This is a genomic window from Mesorhizobium sp. PL10 (assembly GCF_053714315.1).
Window position 1 is genome coordinate 118,793 of sequence record NZ_JBSKBR010000014.1, and the last position, 16,284, is coordinate 135,076.

General features: G+C 63.8%; 16 protein-coding genes. 9 read left to right on the forward strand and 7 right to left on the reverse strand.

The window, feature by feature from the left end:
* Window positions 1-28 precede the first annotated feature (28 nt).
* Window positions 29-628 carry a LysE family translocator gene (locus tag ACWGTO_RS22345; protein ID WP_454576967.1) on the reverse strand — a complete coding sequence of 200 codons (600 nt, stop codon included), beginning with the start codon at window positions 626-628 and terminating at the stop codon, window positions 29-31.
* 96 nt (window positions 629-724) lie between these two features.
* Here ACWGTO_RS22345 and ACWGTO_RS22350 point away from each other — a divergent pair, with 96 nt between their 5' ends.
* Window positions 725-1,594: a LysR family transcriptional regulator gene (locus tag ACWGTO_RS22350; protein WP_454576968.1), complete on the forward strand. Its 870-nt coding sequence runs from the start codon at window positions 725-727 to the stop codon at window positions 1,592-1,594.
* Window positions 1,595-1,787: 193 nt separating this feature from the next.
* Here the strand turns inward: ACWGTO_RS22350 and ACWGTO_RS22355 are convergent, their stop codons facing one another.
* The 3 genes from ACWGTO_RS22355 to ACWGTO_RS22365 all read right to left on the reverse strand — a co-directional run bounded on the left by ACWGTO_RS22355 (window position 1,788) and on the right by ACWGTO_RS22365 (window position 4,833).
* Entirely contained in the window at window positions 1,788-2,438 is a 651-nt protein-coding gene (locus tag ACWGTO_RS22355; protein WP_454576969.1) for a dihydrofolate reductase family protein, read from the reverse strand.
* A 121-nt stretch (window positions 2,439-2,559) separates the two neighbouring features.
* The gene (locus ACWGTO_RS22360) at window positions 2,560-3,420 is read right to left on the reverse strand and encodes a protein-L-isoaspartate O-methyltransferase family protein (RefSeq protein WP_454576970.1); all 861 of its coding nucleotides are present in this window, start codon (window positions 3,418-3,420) and stop codon (window positions 2,560-2,562) included.
* A gap of 54 nt (window positions 3,421-3,474) precedes the next feature.
* Entirely contained in the window at window positions 3,475-4,833 is a 1,359-nt protein-coding gene (locus ACWGTO_RS22365) for an Nramp family divalent metal transporter (RefSeq protein WP_454576971.1), read from the reverse strand.
* 242 nt (window positions 4,834-5,075) lie between these two features.
* Here ACWGTO_RS22365 and mntR point away from each other — a divergent pair, with 242 nt between their 5' ends.
* Together mntR and ACWGTO_RS22375 are read left to right on the forward strand one after the other, a co-directional pair.
* Window positions 5,076-5,531, forward strand: a complete 456-nt coding sequence (gene mntR, locus ACWGTO_RS22370; RefSeq protein WP_454576972.1) for a manganese-binding transcriptional regulator MntR — start codon at window positions 5,076-5,078, stop codon at window positions 5,529-5,531.
* A gap of 93 nt (window positions 5,532-5,624) precedes the next feature.
* The gene (locus ACWGTO_RS22375) at window positions 5,625-5,813 is read left to right on the forward strand and encodes a hypothetical protein (protein ID WP_112563314.1); all 189 of its coding nucleotides are present in this window, start codon (window positions 5,625-5,627) and stop codon (window positions 5,811-5,813) included.
* A 23-nt stretch (window positions 5,814-5,836) separates the two neighbouring features.
* On the opposite strand, the gene ACWGTO_RS22380 is transcribed toward ACWGTO_RS22375, so the two are convergent.
* On the reverse strand, window positions 5,837-7,906 hold the full coding sequence (locus ACWGTO_RS22380; protein ID WP_454576973.1) for a hypothetical protein: 2,070 nt from the start codon (window positions 7,904-7,906) through the stop codon (window positions 5,837-5,839).
* Window positions 7,907-8,093: 187 nt separating this feature from the next.
* Here ACWGTO_RS22380 and ypfJ point away from each other — a divergent pair, with 187 nt between their 5' ends.
* The 4 genes from ypfJ to ACWGTO_RS22400 all read left to right on the forward strand — a co-directional run bounded on the left by ypfJ (window position 8,094) and on the right by ACWGTO_RS22400 (window position 12,457).
* Complete coding sequence (gene ypfJ, locus ACWGTO_RS22385) at window positions 8,094-9,026, forward strand: KPN_02809 family neutral zinc metallopeptidase (protein WP_454576974.1); 933 nt, start codon at window positions 8,094-8,096, stop codon at window positions 9,024-9,026.
* Between the two features lie 163 nt (window positions 9,027-9,189).
* Window positions 9,190-10,455, forward strand: coding sequence for a TCR/Tet family MFS transporter (locus tag ACWGTO_RS22390; RefSeq protein WP_454576975.1), 1,266 nt, complete (start codon window positions 9,190-9,192; stop codon window positions 10,453-10,455).
* Window positions 10,456-10,735: 280 nt separating this feature from the next.
* Window positions 10,736-11,677: an alpha/beta fold hydrolase gene (locus ACWGTO_RS22395; RefSeq protein ID WP_454576976.1), complete on the forward strand. Its 942-nt coding sequence runs from the start codon at window positions 10,736-10,738 to the stop codon at window positions 11,675-11,677.
* A 36-nt stretch (window positions 11,678-11,713) separates the two neighbouring features.
* Window positions 11,714-12,457, forward strand: a complete 744-nt coding sequence (locus ACWGTO_RS22400) for a DUF899 family protein (RefSeq protein WP_454576977.1) — start codon at window positions 11,714-11,716, stop codon at window positions 12,455-12,457.
* Between the two features lie 16 nt (window positions 12,458-12,473).
* Here ACWGTO_RS22400 and carA read toward each other — a convergent pair whose 3' ends face one another.
* A complete protein-coding gene (gene carA / locus ACWGTO_RS22405; RefSeq protein ID WP_454576978.1) occupies window positions 12,474-13,691 on the reverse strand; it encodes a glutamine-hydrolyzing carbamoyl-phosphate synthase small subunit in 1,218 nt (405 codons plus the stop codon).
* 258 nt (window positions 13,692-13,949) lie between these two features.
* Here carA and ACWGTO_RS22410 point away from each other — a divergent pair, with 258 nt between their 5' ends.
* Both ACWGTO_RS22410 and ACWGTO_RS22415 read left to right on the forward strand, forming a co-directional pair.
* Window positions 13,950-14,399, forward strand: a complete 450-nt coding sequence (locus tag ACWGTO_RS22410) for a GatB/YqeY domain-containing protein (protein WP_454576979.1) — start codon at window positions 13,950-13,952, stop codon at window positions 14,397-14,399.
* Window positions 14,400-14,469: 70 nt separating this feature from the next.
* Window positions 14,470-15,027: a GNAT family N-acetyltransferase gene (locus tag ACWGTO_RS22415; protein ID WP_454576980.1), complete on the forward strand. Its 558-nt coding sequence runs from the start codon at window positions 14,470-14,472 to the stop codon at window positions 15,025-15,027.
* A 7-nt stretch (window positions 15,028-15,034) separates the two neighbouring features.
* Here the strand turns inward: ACWGTO_RS22415 and ACWGTO_RS22420 are convergent, their stop codons facing one another.
* Entirely contained in the window at window positions 15,035-16,216 is a 1,182-nt protein-coding gene (locus ACWGTO_RS22420; RefSeq protein WP_454576981.1) for an MFS transporter, read from the reverse strand.
* Window positions 16,217-16,284: the final 68 nt, after the last annotated feature.

The window sequence follows — 16,284 nt, forward strand, 5'->3', positions numbered from 1 at the left end:
CCCATTCCATGGGGGCGAGGAACTAGAGCTAAGCCCCCCGCCACATCGGAATGATCGACGCCGCCAGCACCAGCGCCAGCACGATGTTGAGCGCGCGCCATTGCCACTCGGTCTTGAGCAGCCGTGCCAGCACCATGCCGGCCACGCACCAGATGGACAGCGAGATGGCCGCGGTGAGGCCGAAGGTAGAGCCGAGCAGCAGCGCGAGCTGCCCCGGTCCGTCGGCAAGGGCCGCGAACGAGGCCGCGGCACCCAGTCCCATCGCCCAGCCTTTCGGGTTCATCCACTGAATGCCGGCGCCGCCGAAGAAACTGTTGGGCTTGGCCATCGTGACATCGAGATTGGGCGGCCCGGCGCGGCCGATCTTGATCGCCAGCCAGACGAGATAAGCCGAACCGACGATCTTCATTGCCAGCTGCAGCGACGGCATGGCCAGCAGCAGGCCAGCGAGCCCGGCGGCGGCGGCACCCGTTACCGTGGCAAGGCCGGCGGCACTGCCGGCCATCAGCGGCACGGAGCGGCGAAAGCCGAACTGCGCACCCGAAGCGGTGGACAGAGTGGTGGCGATGCCCGGTGTGGCGGTGGCCACGAAAGCAAACAGGATGAGCGGCAGCATGGTCTGGAGCATGGGGCGTCCTTCGTCGAAGGCCTCATGCTAGACTTCCGCCTGCTTCAGTAAATGCAATGTTTGCGATGCCTGGCATTAGCGGATATAATGCTGAGCATGACCCGAAACCTCGACATGGCTCTGATCCGCACCTTCGTCACCGTCGCCGACAAGGCCAGCATGACCGCGGCGGCGAACGCGCTGCACCTGACGCAAGGTGCCGTCAGCCAGCAGGTCAAGCGGCTGGAGGAGGCGCTCGGCTGCAGTCTGTTCGAGCGCGACCGGCGCGGCTTGCGGCTGACACGACCCGGCGAGCGGCTGTTCGGCAAGGCAAAGCGGCTGCTAGGCCTCAATGACGAGATCTGGGCCGAGATGGCGGGCACGGAAGTTGCCGGCCAGGTGCGGCTCGGCGTGCCATACGACCTCGTCGGCACCTTGCTGGCGCCGGTGCTGAAAGCCTATGCCGAAGCCTATCCTCGGGTCGAGATTTCATTGCTCTGTGCCGCCTCGCCGGATCTTGCCGCCGCACTTGCCGCCGGCACCATCGATCTAGCCGTTATCGAGCAGCCGGTCGGCCCGTCAGCCGGTGAATGCCTTGCCATCGACCGGCTGGTCTGGGTTGGCGCCAAGGGCGGCTTTGCCCACGCCAAGCGGCCGCTGCCGGTGTCGATTGTCGCCGACACCTGCGCCTTCCGCCCGGTGGTGCTGTCGGCGCTGAACGAGCATGGTCTTGAATGGCGCACCGTGTTCGAAAACGGCAACATCGATGCCACGACCGCGACGGTGCGCTCCGACCTCGCCGTCACCACGTGGCTGGCCTCCACCGTGCCGGCCGACCTCGACATTCTGCCTTTCGATTCAGGCCTGCCGCCGTTGCCGAATTTCTCGATCAATCTGCATCTGCCAAGGTTTGGCGCGGCGCCTGCCGCGCAGGAATTCGCGCGGTTTATCAGGGATGGACTGGGGCGGCGGGCGATGGCGGCTTGAACCACTCAGAACTCGGGTTCCTCGCTCCCCTGAAATGGGGAGAGGTGGCCGCGAAGCGCCCGGAGAGGAGCCTTCGTAGGCCTAAGCCCTTGACGAAACTTGGCTCCGTCGCGCCATCCCCCTCTCCGTCTCGGCTTCGCCGAGCCACCTCTCCCCCGCTCTAGCGGGGGCGAGGAATCCAAGTTCTGCAAGGTTACCTCCAGTTCTTGCGGCGCTCGAGCTCGGCGTCGGACGGCTCCTGCGTGACAAACGACCCAACCTTGATCTCGCCTGATCGTTCGTAGGTCGCCATGATGACGCCAGTGGTGGTGGCTTGCGACTTTGCGAGCTTGAAGGCGGCCGGCATCGCACTGTCGCCGAACAGCCGCTTGCCCTTGCCCAGCAGCAGCGGGAACGTCATCAGCCGGATTTCGTCGATCAGCCCGTTGGCCAGCAAGGTCTGGATCAGTTCACCCGAACCCTGGATGAGCAGGTCAGGTCCATCCTCCTGGCTGAGGCGGCGCAACGCCGCGACGATATCTTCCCCAAGCCATTGTGTGTTTTCCCAAGTGAGAGAGTCCGGCCGATGTGTCGCCACATATTTGGTCGCAGGGTTGAAGGCATCTCCGATCGGATCTTTCTGATACGGCCAATACGCGGCGAAGATGTCGTAGGTCCTGCGGCCGAGCAGCAGGGCGAAGGGTTTGGAGAAGAGTTCCTCCATTGCCACGCCCGCCACTTCGTCAAAGTAATGGAAGGTCCAGCCGCCGAACTCGAAGCCGCCAACTGGATCCTCTTCCGGACCGCCTGGGGCCTGCATGATGCCGTCGAGGCTGACGAAGGTGGCGGCGATGATCTTCCTCATTGGGCTTCTCCTTTTGGTGATCCGCGCCGTCAGGGCCGGATTTCGATCCAAGGACGGATGGGCAGGTCGCCTTCCGACAGGTGACGGCAAAGAAATCCCGCCGCCGCCTGGTGGACGATACCTATTGCCGCTTTCGCCCGCTGCCAGGAGCCTGTGACGAAAACCAGACATCGCCGATGACAGCGGTGGCGGTCCGGTCGGGCGTCCTGTCAGCCGCCAGCCAGATCGAGCGGCTGCGGGCCGCTTGCTGAAGGTCGGGGATTTTCGCCACGGAGTTGGCAACCGAGGCGCCAACGCAAGGGATGAACCAGGAGCGCATGAACGGGTCGCAGGCAAAGCCCCTTTCGGTGCGGGTCACCATCACGGCAAGGCCGACGCTCTGGGAGGGGCGCCAGGGAAAGATCATGCGGCCGCCGGGCTTGAGCGCCCGCAGCCAGGCAACCGGCGGCGCCACGACACCGGCATTGACGTAGATGATGTCGGAAGGCGGCAGATCGCCTGTGACGGCATCACCGTGGATGACTCTGGCATTGCGGTAGGGTTCGAGGTTCCTTGTCGCTCTGGCCGCAAGATCGGCCTCCAGTTCGAAAGCAGTCACGGGGCCCGGCGAAACCAGCCGTGCCAGCAAGGCGGTGTAGTAGCCAGTGCCGGCGCCGGCATGGGTGACGGCCTCACCCGGTCTGGGGGCGATCCTGCCGATCCACATGGCGTGCAGGGAAGGCTCGCCATTGTTGATGCCCTTGTCGGCATCGAGCGCCACCAGCACATCCTGATAGATGTGAACCGGATCGGCGCTCGGGGTCACGATCCTGCCGTTGCCGGTGATCAGCGCCCTGCCGGCCACGATCGTCCAAGGTCCGGGACCGAGAAAGGCCTCGCGCGGCACTGTGGCGAACGCCTCTTCGAGGCGCGTATCGGCCGAGCCGGCATTTGCGGCCATCAGCTGTGCATAGAATTTCCTGGCGTCTTCCACACTTGTCATGATGCGCTACAAGATAGCGCGAACTGCCGGTTTGTCGCGGTCGCAAGGGGAAATTCAGCCGACGCCGAAGACCGTGTCGTAGAGCAGTTTGAAGTTGAGCACCAGGATGATCGCCGCGACCACCCAGGCAAGTGCCGCCACGCTGCGCGGGATGGCAAGATTGCCCATCTTCTTCTTGTCGGAGACGAACTGCACCAGCGGCACAACCGCGAAGGGCAGCTGCATCGACAGGATCACCTGGCTGAAGACCAGCAACTGGCCGGTGCCCTTTTCGCCATAGAGCGCGGTGACGACCACCACCGGGACGATGGCGATGCCGCGCGTCAGCAGACGGCGTGCCCATTGCGGGATGCGCAGGCGCAGGAAGCCTTCCATGACGATCTGGCCGGCAAGCGTCGCCGTCACCGTCGAGTTGAGGCCCGAGGCCAGCAGCGCCACTGCAAACAGGATCGAGGCGATGCCGAGGCCAAGCAGCGGCGACAGGAGTTCGAAGGCCTGGCCGATCTCAGCGACATCCTGGTGGCCGGTGCCATGGAAGGCGACAGCCGAGACGATCAGGATCGAGGCATTGACGAACAGGGCCAGGACAAGCGCGATGGTCGAGTCCGTCGTTGCCCATTTGATGGCGTCGCGCTTGCCTTTTTCGGTCCGTACATAGGCGCGCGTCTGCACGATGGAGGAGTGCAGATAGAGATTGTGCGGCATGACGGTGGCGCCGATGATGCCGATGGCGATGTAGAGCATCGCCGGGTTGGTGACGATCTCCGTCGACGGCACGAACATCGAATGCAGGATCGAGCCGACCGGCGGCGCCGCGGCAAAGATCTGGATGGCGAAACAGCCGAAGATGATGATCAAAAGCGCGATGACGAAGGCTTCGAGATAGCGGAATCCCTTGTTCATCAACAAAAGCACGATGAAGGCGTCGAGCGCCGTCAGCATGGCGCCGCCGATCAGCGGAATGCCGAACAGAAGCTGCAGCGCAATCGCCGTGCCGATGACCTCGGCGAGGTCGCAGGCGATGATGGCGAGTTCGCAGGCGACCCACAGCACGAAACTGACGGGCCGCGGATAGTAAGCGCGGCAGGCCTGGGCGAGGTCGCGGCCGGTGGCGATGCCGAGCCGGGCGGCAAGCGCCTGCAGCAGGATCGCCATCAGGTTGGACAGCATGATGATGAACAAAAGCGTGTAGCCGAACTGGGCGCCGCCGGCGAGATCGGTTGCCCAGTTGCCCGGGTCCATATAGCCGACCGAAACCATGTAGCCCGGTCCCATGAAGGCGAACAGGCGGTGGAACCAGATGCCGGATTGCGGCACCGCGATCGTGGAATTCACCTCACGCAGGCTCGGCGGATTGTCCTCCGGCCTGTCAAATCGCCAGGCTGATCCCACGGTTGCGTCGGCTTCGGACATGAAGGGCTTTCCACTGGATGGATTGGTGTCTGCCACCCTATCTATGCCAGGGCTCAATATTATGCAATAGGCTATATTTCATTGTATGTGCTTCTTATGAGGGCAGTCGATGACGCGCAGGGAGCGATCGCAAACGCCGGTTGCGCCTGCCATGGAATGCAAATAAACGGCTGGAACAGTTAAGCCCGTGCTATGAATGGCAAAGGGCGATTGATTTGTCGAACGCCAGGAAGGAGCGCGTATTGGCGCTGACGCATAAACCGGTTCGACGCGAAGAGCCGCTTCCAAATGCCGACGTTCATTCCGAAGGCTTCCGGCAGACGCGCGAAGCGCGCCGCAGCGCGCTGGTCGAGGATTATGTCGAACTGATCGCCGACCTGATCGAGGACGGCAACGAGGCGCGCCAGGTCGATATCGCGGCAAGGCTTGGCGTCGCCCAGCCGACTGTGGCCAAGATGCTGACCAGGCTGTGCGCCGACGGGCTCGTCTCCCGCAAGCCGTATCGCGGCGTGTTCCTGACCGATGCCGGCCGCAAGGTGGCGGAGGAAAGCCGCATCCGCCACCAGACGGTCGAAGCCTTTTTGCGCTCGCTCGGCGTCAGCGCCGAGACGGCGCGCATCGATGCCGAAGGCATCGAGCATCATGTCAGCGCCGAGACGCTGGAAGCGTTTCGCAAGGCGATGATCGCGCCGCGTTAAAGCCTCGCTCGCCTCGAAGTCCACCGGAACCTCCGCACCTTACGCACGTTGCTCCTGACGTCGCGCGATTGGTGCGCGTCAAGGGAGGAAACCATGGGCGTTGAACAGGCACCGACCGCGAAGGGCAAGCAAGCTGCCAGAGGATTAAAGCAGGCGGCTGCAAAGGATGAGCGCAAGACCGAAGCCGAAACCGGCCGGCCGCTGAAGAAGGGCGCCGCGCGTTTCGAGGAACGCTCCAAAAGCTCGGACGGCAAGAGCGCCGGCGCCAAGCAGAAGAGCTGAGTTCTCGGCCGCAAGCGCCACGCTTATTCTTCGCTCACATCCTGCACCCAACTGCGCGGATGGCCGTCGACACGGAACTGGAAGATGAAGTAGGGCGGAATGCAGGTGCCCTTGCCGGGCTTGGCCTCGGCCAGATCGTCGTAGCCGGCGGTGCAGATATAGTCCTCGCGGCAGGGATGCGCCTTGTCGCAGGCGCGCAGGCCGGCGGTCTTGGTGAATTCCTTGGTGCAGAATTTGTGGTCCTTGCCCGACGCAATGCAGTCGTTGAAGCCGGTCTTGGCCAGCCGTCCGCAACTCGCCTCGTCGGGCGGCTTTTCGCAGCTCGCCTTGCGCAGCATGCCGCCGGGAAAGCCGCCGGTCTTCTGCTCGGGATTGTCGTAGCGCTGGCGCGCCGCGCCATAACCGGCGAGTTTTATCGGCGGTTTCTTGTCGCGCGCCGGATCGATGGCACAGGCCTTTGCGGTGGCCGGCGACAGGCGGCAATACTGGTCGCTGCCCCATTTCGACATCTTGATCTCGCCGAACTCGACGGGATCGCCGACCTGGGTGCCGCCTTCGCTGACGCAGGTGCCAAAGCCCGGATGGATGGCGCTTTCATGGACGCCGGCGCAGCGCAGGCCGGCGCCGCAGGTCCAGTCCTTGAAGCTTGCATCCTCGCCACTGTAACAGATCGAGCCCCAGCCATTGTAGAGGTCGGTGCCTTTCAGCGCCTCGGCGTATTTGGTATCGGGACGGGCGGCGAAGCCGCGGGAGAAATCCGGATGGCTGCCGGCGGCGAACTCCTCGACGATGGCGCGCCGGCGCGGCAGGTCGGCGAAGAACACAGCCGAGCCCGGCACGAAGACAGCGTTGCGGCGCGGCTCGCTGGCCGGGTCGGCGCCGGTGTAGTGAAAGCCGGCAATGCCGTGCGTCTGATGGCAGCCGGTGCAGGTCATGTCGTTGAGACGCAAATTGAAGCCGGCCAACGATTTCACGCTGCGTAGTTCGTTGCCCCTGGCGACATAATCCTTCAGCGCCTTGTCGATGTCGGCATCGTCGAGCAGCCCATAGGCGATGTTGTTTTGCGATCTGGCCATGCCGCCGGGTGCGACCGAGACGGCGCTGGTCGCCAGGAACTTGTCTGATATCACCAGCCGGCCACGATCGAGGTCGTAGATGTTGCGATCTGTCAGCAGCCATTTGGCGAAGCCCGGCCGGTCGGCGAGCACGATCTTCCTGTCGATCTGGTTCTCCATCTTCGATTCCTGGAAGGTGGATGTCGGCGGGTCCCACTTGAAAATCTTGAGGAGATATTCGGCATGGCCGCCGAAATCGCGCCGGCTCGAGGCCGACAGCCGGAGAACCTGCATGTTGAGTTCGAGCCGCATGATCTGCGATGAGTTCAGCATGGCGTTCGAAAGCGGACCTTCATCGGAGCGCAGCCAGGCCGCCAGCTGATCGGGCGCAAGGTCTTTTTGCCCGGCCGCCAGCCAGCGCTTGGCGACGTCGGCACACGAGACGGCGGTGGCGCTTGGACGGTCTCTCGAAGCGCGGGCGCGCGCCCCGCCGGGCTTGGCGTTGAAGACCAGGCTCATGGTCAATGGCAGGCGCGACGAAATGCGCTGTGCCGTCTTCCCCTTCGCCGGCTTCTCCGCCACCGAATAGTGGAAGCGGTAGATCAACCTGATTTCACCGCATTCGGTGTGGCCGAGATAGCCGCGGTCCATGCGGTTGACGACGCCGGTCAGGTCGAGCGTCGAGCCGTCGTCGTCGATGTATTTCGGGTTGAATTTCTGGCTGGGGTCCTTCGTCTTCGCCAGCGCGGCGACATAGGGATCGGGGCTGCCGGCGGGCTCGTCGGCGATCTCCTGCTTGACGGCGTTGCGCACCGGAGTCAGTGCGCGCACCGAGAACAGGCCGCGATTGTCGACCTCGCGGGTGAGACCCAGCGCCGGGCCGAGCAGCCGGCTGATCGACAGGCCGCCGCGTTCAAGCGCCTGTAGCGTGTCGGGGTCGGTGACGGCGACGCTGGAATCCAGCGTGACGGCACATGCCGGCCACGAGCCGAGGCACCACAGCACCGCCAGCAACAGAAATCGGCCGATCGTCTGCAAGCCCTTACACCCCCGTTCGACCGGATGCTACAGCGCGCGCGCCGCCTCGACCAGAGCGAAGCGGCGATGCCGCCGGCACGAAAAATACTGTGACTTGGCGCAACCATTACGATAATTGTTTGTTGGGTCGGACCGGGCCATGACATCGGCCAGGTCTGCCAGGAAGTTTGCACTACGGGGAGTTGCCATGCTCTGGAAGGGCCGCCGTCAGAGTGACAATGTCGAGGACGAGCGCAGCGACAGCGGCGGTGGTGGTTTCGGTGGCGGCAGCCCCGGCCAATTCCGCGTCCCGATCGGCGGCCGCACCGGTGGCGGCGGCAGCATCCTGTTCGTCATCCTCGTGGTGCTGGCCGGATGGTATTTCGGCTTCGACCCGTCGCAGATCCTGGGCAGCGGCGACAGCGGCGGCGTGCTTCCGGGGGGCGGCGGCCAGATCACCGACAACAGCGGCGGCCAGGACGAGGGCGCGGGCACGCCTGCTTCCGACGAGATGAAGCAGTTCGTGGCGACGGTGCTCGCCGAGACCGAAGAGACCTGGACCGGCATCTTCCAGTCACAGGGCCTGAAATACGAGGATCCGAAGCTTGTGCTGTTCAGCGGGCAAATCCGCTCGGCTTGCGGCTCCGCCTCCACGGCCGCAGGTCCGTTCTATTGTCCCGGCGACCACAAGGTCTATCTCGACACCACCTTCTTCCAGCAGCTCGACCAGCAGTTCGGCGCGTCTGGCGATTTCGCCCAGGCCTATGTGATCGCGCATGAGGTCGGTCACCATGTGCAGAACCTCACCGGCATCCTGCCCAAGTTCAACCAGATGCGGCAGTCCATGGGCGAGGCGGAAGCCAACCAGATGTCGGTGCGCATCGAGCTGCAGGCCGACTGCTTCGCCGGTGTCTGGGCGCACTTCACCGGGCAGAAAGGCATTCTGGAACAGGGCGACATCGAAGAGGCGCTGAACGCCGCCAAGCAGATCGGCGACGACACGCTGCAGAAGAAGATGCAGGGCTATGTCGTGCCGGAAAGCTTCAACCACGGCACATCGCAGCAGCGGCAGACGTGGCTGGCGCGCGGCTACAAGAGTGGCAAGCTTTCAGATTGCAACACGCTGACCGGCCCGATCTGACGAGGCTGCTCGGGCCCCGCGCTTCCCGGCGTCGACCGACCGCCAACTTGCCGTCAGGGGATGTCAGGATCGACGATTCCTGACCGTTCCCTTATTGTTCCAGAATGACGCCTCGCCTATAACGAGCGCCCGCCCAAGGGCGGCATAGGGAGCAGACGCCATCATGATCGACCCCAAAACCGCCAGGCGGGGGCTTGCGCTCGTCTTCACCACGCTGCTGCTCGACATTATCGGCTTCGGCATGATCATGCCGGTGCTGCCGGCCTTTCTCAGGGAGTTGAGCGGCGTCGGCATCAGCGAAGCGGCGATCGAGGGTGGCTGGCTGTTCTTCGTATATGCGGCGATGCAGTTCTTCTTCGCGCCGATCATGGGCGGCTTGAGCGACCGCTTCGGGCGGCGGCCGATCCTGCTCGCCTCCGTGCTCACCTTCTCCATCGACAATCTGATCTGCGCCATCGCCTGGTCCTATCCTATGCTTTTCATCGGCCGTGTGCTGGCCGGCATTTCGGGCGCCAGCTACTCCACGACATCGGCCTTCATCGCCGACATTTCGAACGATGAGAACAGGGCAAAGAATTTCGGCCTGCTCGGCATCGCCTTCGGTGTCGGCTTCGTCATCGGTCCGGTCCTGGGCGGGCTGCTCGGCACATTCGGGCCGCGCGTGCCGTTCTATTTCGCCGCTGGGCTTGCCTTCGTGAACTTCCTCATCGCGCTGTTCTTCCTACCGGAAACGCTGGACGAAAAGCATCGCCGCCGTTTCGAGTGGAAACGCGCCCACCCGGTCGGCACGTTGCTGCAGATGCGCCAGTACCAGGGCATCGGCTGGATCGGGCTCGCCTTCTTCCTGATGACGCTTGGCCACATGATGTATCCGGCGGTGTGGTCGTTCGTCTCCAATTACCGCTATGGCTGGAGCGAGCAGCAGATCGGCTTCTCGCTCGGCGCCTTCGGTCTGTGCGGGGCGATCGTCATGGCGACGGTGCTGCCGCGCGTGATCCCCAGGCTTGGCGAATGGAGGACGGCGGTGATCGGCCTGACATTTACCGCGGCCAGCGCCTTCGGCTACGCCTTCGCCTCGCAAGGCTGGATGATCTATGCGGTGATCGTCGTCGGCTGCCTCGAAGCATTGGCCGATCCGCCGTTGAGAAGCCTTGCCGCCGCCAAGGTGCCGCCTTCGGCGCAAGGCGAACTGCAGGGCGCGATGACCTCGATCTTCTCGATCACCTCGATCATTACGCCGCTGCTCTATACGGCGATCTTTTCCTGGTTCACCGGGCCGAAAGCGCCGGTGACATTCGGCGGTGCGCCCTATCTGCTCGGCGCGTGTTTCCTGACGCTGGCGGTCATCGTCTTTGTGACGAAAGTGGCGAGGCCGACGACGGCGAGAAGTGCCGCCACCGGCGTCGCTGAAGATGGAGCGCAGGTGTGAGCCATGACAGCCGCATAAAGCCGACCAGGGATGGGGTGTCGCTGTCTCGCCTGGTGTTCGGCGCCTGGCGCCTGCTCGACAGTGCCGCTCGCAGGTAAATGCCGTCAGGCTGGTTCTCTCGGAACCTTCTTCATGCCGCGGTTGTTGAACAGACCGGTCGATCGGTTTTCAATTTGCAGACGCAGACCAAGGGCAATCGCGCCGCATTTGTAACTCTGACAGGGCAGCGCAGCGCCCTAGTTTCCCTGAGACGGCTGGCTTGAAACGAGAGGAGATCGCCATGTTGAACCGGATGCTTCATCAGGCAGTGCTCGTGCTCGCCGCTGTCTGTATTGCTGTGGCCATGGCGCAAGCGGCGTCTTCGGCGCGTCCGGGTCAGCCGCCGCCCGGCTTCACCTCGGCCAAGGTAGCGGTGAACGGCAGCAGCCTTCACTATATCAGGGGTGGAAACGGGCCGGCTCTCATTCTCGTGCATGGGTTCCCGGAGGACTGGACCGAATATCAGGCCATTATGCCGGGGCTGGCGCAGCGCTTCACGGTGGTTGCCGTCGACCTTCCCGGCATCGGCCGCTCGGCGCCGCCGCGAGATGGCTATGAGGCCACAAATCTGGCGTCTCAAATCCATGGCCTTGCCGATGCCCTGCACCTGGAAAAGCCCTATGTCGTCGGGCACGATCTCGGCGGCATCGTCACCTATGCCTATATCAGGCGGTTCCCGGAAGCGCTGCGCGGGGCCATGATCCTCGATGTGCCGATGCCCGGCATAGACGGTTGGGACAAAGCAATTACCGGCACTTGGCATATCGGCTTCATCCAGGCGCCCGGCCACCTCGCCGAAAAAGTGGTGCCGGGTCGGCAGGCCGCCATGCTCGGCTGGTTTCTCGACATCGGAAAATTCTCCCGGCAGGAGCGTGGCTACTACTTTCGGATATATCGCGCGCCGCAACTGCATTCCGCGTTCGAGATCTATCGCGCCTTCCCCAAGGACGGTGAATGGAACGCCGCCCAGACGGCGCCGAACGCCGTGCCGCTGGTCATCGCCGTCGGCCAGAAATCCTTCTTCAGCGCATTGTTGCCGACCTTTCTGGACGGCTACCGCGCCAAGGGCATGAGCCATGTCGAGGGGGCGCAGATTGAAGACGCCAGCCACTATGTCGTCGCCGACAATCCGGACGGCGTGGCGGCGTTGATCGAAAAGCATGCCGGCGAAAACGCGCGCTGATCGCTCTCTCCATCAAACAGCCAAGGGAGAACGGAGATGAACGATCTGACGAAGAACGGATCTGCACTGCCCATGATCGTCGACCGGGCTGCGTTCGAGGCGGAACTCGACACACTGCGGGCTCGCGAGAAAGCGCATACCAGGGAAAGCGATGCGATCGCTGCTGCGCGCCGGCGGCTGCCCATGGTCGAGATCGACGGGGCAACGCCACTCATCAGTGACAAGGGTCAAGTGACGCTGCTCGACGCCTTCGAGGGCCGCACTCTGCTCATCGCCTATTATTTCATGTGGCACAAGGATCAGCCGGCGCCGCAGCAATGCGAGGGCTGCACTCTGTTCACCTCGCAGGTGCGGGAGCGCGTCTACATCAATTCGCGCGACGTCACCTACGCCACCTTCTGCCAAGGGCCCTATGAGCCCAGCATCCGCTACCGCGATTTCATGGGCTGGGACATGCCGTGGTACTCCGCCGAGAAATCGCTCGATACGCTGCTGGTCGACCGCCAGCACAACCGTATGCACATCGTGTGTTACGTGCGTAAGAGGAACTCCGTCTTTGAAACGTATTGGACGACCGCCCGCGGCGTGGAGGCGATGGACAACAATTACCACCTGCTCGACCTCACCGTTTATGGACGGCAGGAGGAGTGGGAAGACTCGCCGGAGGGTTGGCCCCAGCCCTGGGGCCAAGGCAAGGCGCGGATGCGCAAGCGCGAACGACCGATCGCCCAATGGAACCGGCTGAAGGCCGGCTACTCAGATGATCTGAGAAACGGCTAGGCGAAGACCTGTAAAATCAAACCCGCTCGGCCAGCAATTCCTCGCCGCGCTTTTCGCGGATCAGGTTGACGAAGCGGCGGAACAGATAGTGGGAATCCTGCGGGCCGGGCGAGGCCTCGGGATGGTGCTGGACCGAAAACACCGGACGGCCGGTGAGCGCGATGCCGCAGTTCGAACCGTCGAACAGCGAAACATGGGTTTCCTCGACGCCTTCGGGCAGCGAGTCGGCATCGACGGCAAACCCGTGGTTCATCGAGACGATCTCGACCTTGCCGGTGGTGTGGTCCTTGACCGGGTGGTTGGCGCCATGATGGCCCTGGTGCATCTTGGCGGTCTTGCCGCCCAGCGCCAGCGCCAGCATCTGGTGGCCGAGGCAGATGCCGAACACCGGAATGTCGCTCTTGAGCAGATTCTGGATGACCGGCACGGCATAGTCGCCGGTGGCTTCCGGGTCGCCGGGGCCGTTGGAAAGGAAAATGCCATCCGGCTGCATGGCGAGGATCTCTTCCGAACCGGTGCTGGCCGGCACCACGGTGACCTTGGCGCCAAGTCCGGAAAGCAGCCGCAATATGTTGCGCTTGACGCCATAGTCGATGGCGACGACATGCATTGACGGCTCGGTCTGTTCGCCAAAACCTTCGTTCCAGACCCAGGGTGTTTCGCGCCAGACCGAGGACTGGCCGGAGGTAACCTCCTTGGCGAGATCGAGCCCGATCAGCCCTGACCAGGCGGCGGCGCGCCGCTTCAAATCGCCGAGGTCGAAGACGCCGTCGGGCGCATGGGCGATGACGGCATTGGGCATGCCCTTTTCGCGGATCAGCGCGGTCAGCGCGCGGGTGTCGATGCCCGAGAGCGCGACGATGCCGCGCTTCTTCAGCCATTGGTCGAGGCCGGTGCCGGCGCGGTAGTTGGAGGGGTTGGTGACATCGGCCTTGAACACCGCGCCGACAGCACCGGCGCGGGCGAGCGGGTTCAAGTCCTCGATGTCCTCATCATTGGTGCCGATGTTGCCGATATGAGGGAAGGTGAAGGTGACGATCTGACCGGCATAGGACGGGTCGGTGAGGATTTCCTGGTAGCCGGTGAGTGCCGTGTTGAAGCAGACTTCGGCAACAGCGGACCCGGTGGCGCCGAGACCGCGGCCTTCGATGACGGTGCCGTCGGCCAGCACCAGCAGGGCGGTCGGCTTTTCGGTTGCCCAAGCTGGGGTCAACACGGGGGTCATCTCGGCCATGGCGGCACTCCTGTGAGGCTGCACGCTTCGATGGCGGGCCATCTGCGCAGCAAACGGCGCGGCCGATTTCTCAAGCCTACGCACCTAAATTCATTCTCTTATGCAAGGCCGAGTACATAGGGGAAGGCGCCAGAGCGGTCAATCATGCGGTGCCAAAACGACGGGCATTTGTTTCGTCGAACAATATCAGTGGTTTGGCGCGTTTGCTTTACGAGTTCGCCACGGTTATTGTCCGCGCCGTTCGAAGGAGAAAGCATCATGCGTGCGAAAATCGCCGAATCCCTGAAGAGCGCGATGAAGGCGCAGGACAAGCACCGGCTGCCGACGCTGCGACTCATCCAGGCCGCCATCCACGACCGCGACATCGCCAATCGCGGTTCGGGCAAGGAGCCCGCCAGCGACGAGGAGATCCTGCAGATCCTGGCCAAGATGGTGAAGCAGCGCGAGGAATCGGCCAAGGCCTTTGAGGATGGCAAGCGGCCGGAACTGGCCGCGCAGGAGCGCGGCGAGATGGAGATCATCCGTGGCTTCCTGCCGACGCAACTGGACGAGGCCGCGGTGACGGCCGCGGCCCGTGAGGCGATCGCGGCGACCGGTGCGGCGAGCCAAAAGGACATGGGCAAGGTGATCGCCGCGCTGAAGCAGAAATATGCCGGCCAGATGGATTTCGGCAAGGCAAGCGGCATCGTCAAGGGACTGCTGCAGTAGGGCTTGCCGCAGTAGGGATTGTCTTTCGCCACATTCCGGCTTGCGGCCGGACTCTGAGCCGTCTGTCTCCATGATCGAAATCGTCAAACCCGCGCTCGAACACCTGCCATCCTACAAGGCCGCGCTCGAGCGCGGCTGGTCGCCGGATAATGTGCGGCTGCTGGAGGCGACACGTGAGCAGCTTGCGGCGATCGACGCGGATCCGGTGGCATTCCTCGATGGCCTCGACGATCCCGAGGCGAAGGGCGGCCCAATCACCTTGCCAGACGGCACGACAGTACCGCGGCTGCCCGGTTTCAGGCGCTGGATCTGGGACGGCGAAGCGGCAGGCTCCATCGGCTTTCGCTGGCAGAACGGCACCTCGGCACTGCCGTCGCATGTGCTCGGCCATATCGGCTATGCCGTCGTGCCCTGGAAGCGGCGGCGCGGCTATGCGACGGAAGCGCTGCTGCTGATGCTGGACGAGGCGAGGGCGGTCGGCTTGAAGTTTGTCGAGATCACCGCCAAGCCGCACAACCCGGCCTCACACAAGGTGATCCTGGCCAACGGCGGTAGACTGGTTGAACGCTTCTTTGAAGACGCGGCCTATGGCGGGGTGGAGAGCCTGCGGTTCCGGATAGACTTGTAGCCAGACCCTATTCCGCTGCAGCCGGCAGCGGCGGTGCTGCCCGGCTCCGACCTTCCCAGACATAGGAGGCAAGCGCGACCGCCACGGCGACCAGCATCGCCGCGGCGCCGGCCAGCGGCAGGCTACGATAGCCTAAGCCGGCGTTGAGCATGGCGGCGCCCAGCGATGCGGCGAGCGCAATGCCGACATTGAAGCCCGAGGGAATGAGCGAGGAGGCGAGGTTGGAAGCGTCCGCCGTCCAGGCCAGGATCCGGGTCTGGATCGGCGTGCCGATGGCGAAGTTGAGGCCGCCCCAGATAACGATGGTGACGACCATCGGCAGCGGGTAGGGGCTGACCGCATAGATCACCCAAAGCATCACCGCCTGCAAGGCAAGCATGGTGATCAGCGATGGCATCAGTTTCCAGTCGGAGAGCTTGCCGCCGAGGAATACGCCGATGGTGGCGCCGACGCCGTTGAGCAGAAGCACCCAGGGGATCAGGCCTTCATCGAGGTGCGTCACTTCCAGCAGTGTCGGGGTGATGTAGGTGAACAGGGCGAACTGCCCGATCATCAGCATCAGCATCAAAATCAGCGAGGTCCAGACCTGCTGGCGCGCGAGCACACGCACCTCGCGGCCGAGGCCGGCGGACGGGGCCGACGCGCCTGTCGTGCGGGGCAGCAGGGTGGCCATGGCGGCGAATGCGACCACGCCAAGCGCGCACATTACCCAGAAGGTGGCGCGCCAGCCCCAGATGTTGCCGATGGCGGTGCCGGCGGGCACGCCGATGACGTTGGAGACGGTGAGGCCGGAGAGGATCACGGCGACGGCCATGCCGCGCTTGTCCTGCGGCACCAGGCTGACAGCCACCACCATGGCGACGCCAAAATAAGCGCCATGCGCGACGGCAACGGCAATGCGAAGTAGCAGCATCGAGGTAAAGTCGGGCGCCAGCGCACAAGCCGCCTGGCCAATCGTAAAGGCGACGGTCAGGGCAAGCAGCAGGGTTTTGCGGGAGATACCCTTGGTGGCGAGCGCCAGCAGCGGCCCGCCAAGGGCGATGCCGCCCGCATAGCCTGAGACGAGATAGCCGGAGGTCGGGATCGAAACACCGAGACCGTCGGCCACTTGCGGCAAGACGCCGGCAATGACGAATTCGGTGGTGCCGAAAGCGAAGGCGGCAATGAACAGGGCAATGAGCGGAAGCATGGCGCGGGAGCGATCCTGAGATGAGGTCGCCTCAAATCATGGATGAAGCAAACGGGCAATGCAGAAAT

What these genes read in the sequence shown, in the direction of transcription:
- ACWGTO_RS22350 (WP_454576968.1), top strand. Translation starts at nt 725, where the DNA reads ATGACCCGAAACCTCGACATGGCTCTGATCCGCACCTTCGTCACCGTC.
- ACWGTO_RS22365 (WP_454576971.1), bottom strand. Translation starts at nt 4,833, where the DNA reads ATGTCCGAAGCCGACGCAACCGTGGGATCAGCCTGGCGATTTGACAGG.
- ACWGTO_RS22355 (WP_454576969.1), bottom strand. Translation starts at nt 2,438, where the DNA reads ATGAGGAAGATCATCGCCGCCACCTTCGTCAGCCTCGACGGCATCATG.
- ACWGTO_RS22415 (WP_454576980.1), top strand. Translation starts at nt 14,470, where the DNA reads ATGATCGAAATCGTCAAACCCGCGCTCGAACACCTGCCATCCTACAAG.
- ACWGTO_RS22400 (WP_454576977.1), top strand. Translation starts at nt 11,714, where the DNA reads ATGAACGATCTGACGAAGAACGGATCTGCACTGCCCATGATCGTCGAC.
- ACWGTO_RS22375 (WP_112563314.1), top strand. Translation starts at nt 5,625, where the DNA reads ATGGGCGTTGAACAGGCACCGACCGCGAAGGGCAAGCAAGCTGCCAGA.
- carA (WP_454576978.1), bottom strand. Translation starts at nt 13,691, where the DNA reads ATGGCCGAGATGACCCCCGTGTTGACCCCAGCTTGGGCAACCGAAAAG.
- ypfJ (WP_454576974.1), top strand. Translation starts at nt 8,094, where the DNA reads ATGCTCTGGAAGGGCCGCCGTCAGAGTGACAATGTCGAGGACGAGCGC.
- ACWGTO_RS22360 (WP_454576970.1), bottom strand. Translation starts at nt 3,420, where the DNA reads ATGACAAGTGTGGAAGACGCCAGGAAATTCTATGCACAGCTGATGGCC.
- ACWGTO_RS22390 (WP_454576975.1), top strand. Translation starts at nt 9,190, where the DNA reads ATGATCGACCCCAAAACCGCCAGGCGGGGGCTTGCGCTCGTCTTCACC.
- ACWGTO_RS22395 (WP_454576976.1), top strand. Translation starts at nt 10,736, where the DNA reads ATGTTGAACCGGATGCTTCATCAGGCAGTGCTCGTGCTCGCCGCTGTC.
- ACWGTO_RS22420 (WP_454576981.1), bottom strand. Translation starts at nt 16,216, where the DNA reads ATGCTTCCGCTCATTGCCCTGTTCATTGCCGCCTTCGCTTTCGGCACC.
- ACWGTO_RS22410 (WP_454576979.1), top strand. Translation starts at nt 13,950, where the DNA reads ATGCGTGCGAAAATCGCCGAATCCCTGAAGAGCGCGATGAAGGCGCAG.
- ACWGTO_RS22345 (WP_454576967.1), bottom strand. Translation starts at nt 628, where the DNA reads ATGCTCCAGACCATGCTGCCGCTCATCCTGTTTGCTTTCGTGGCCACC.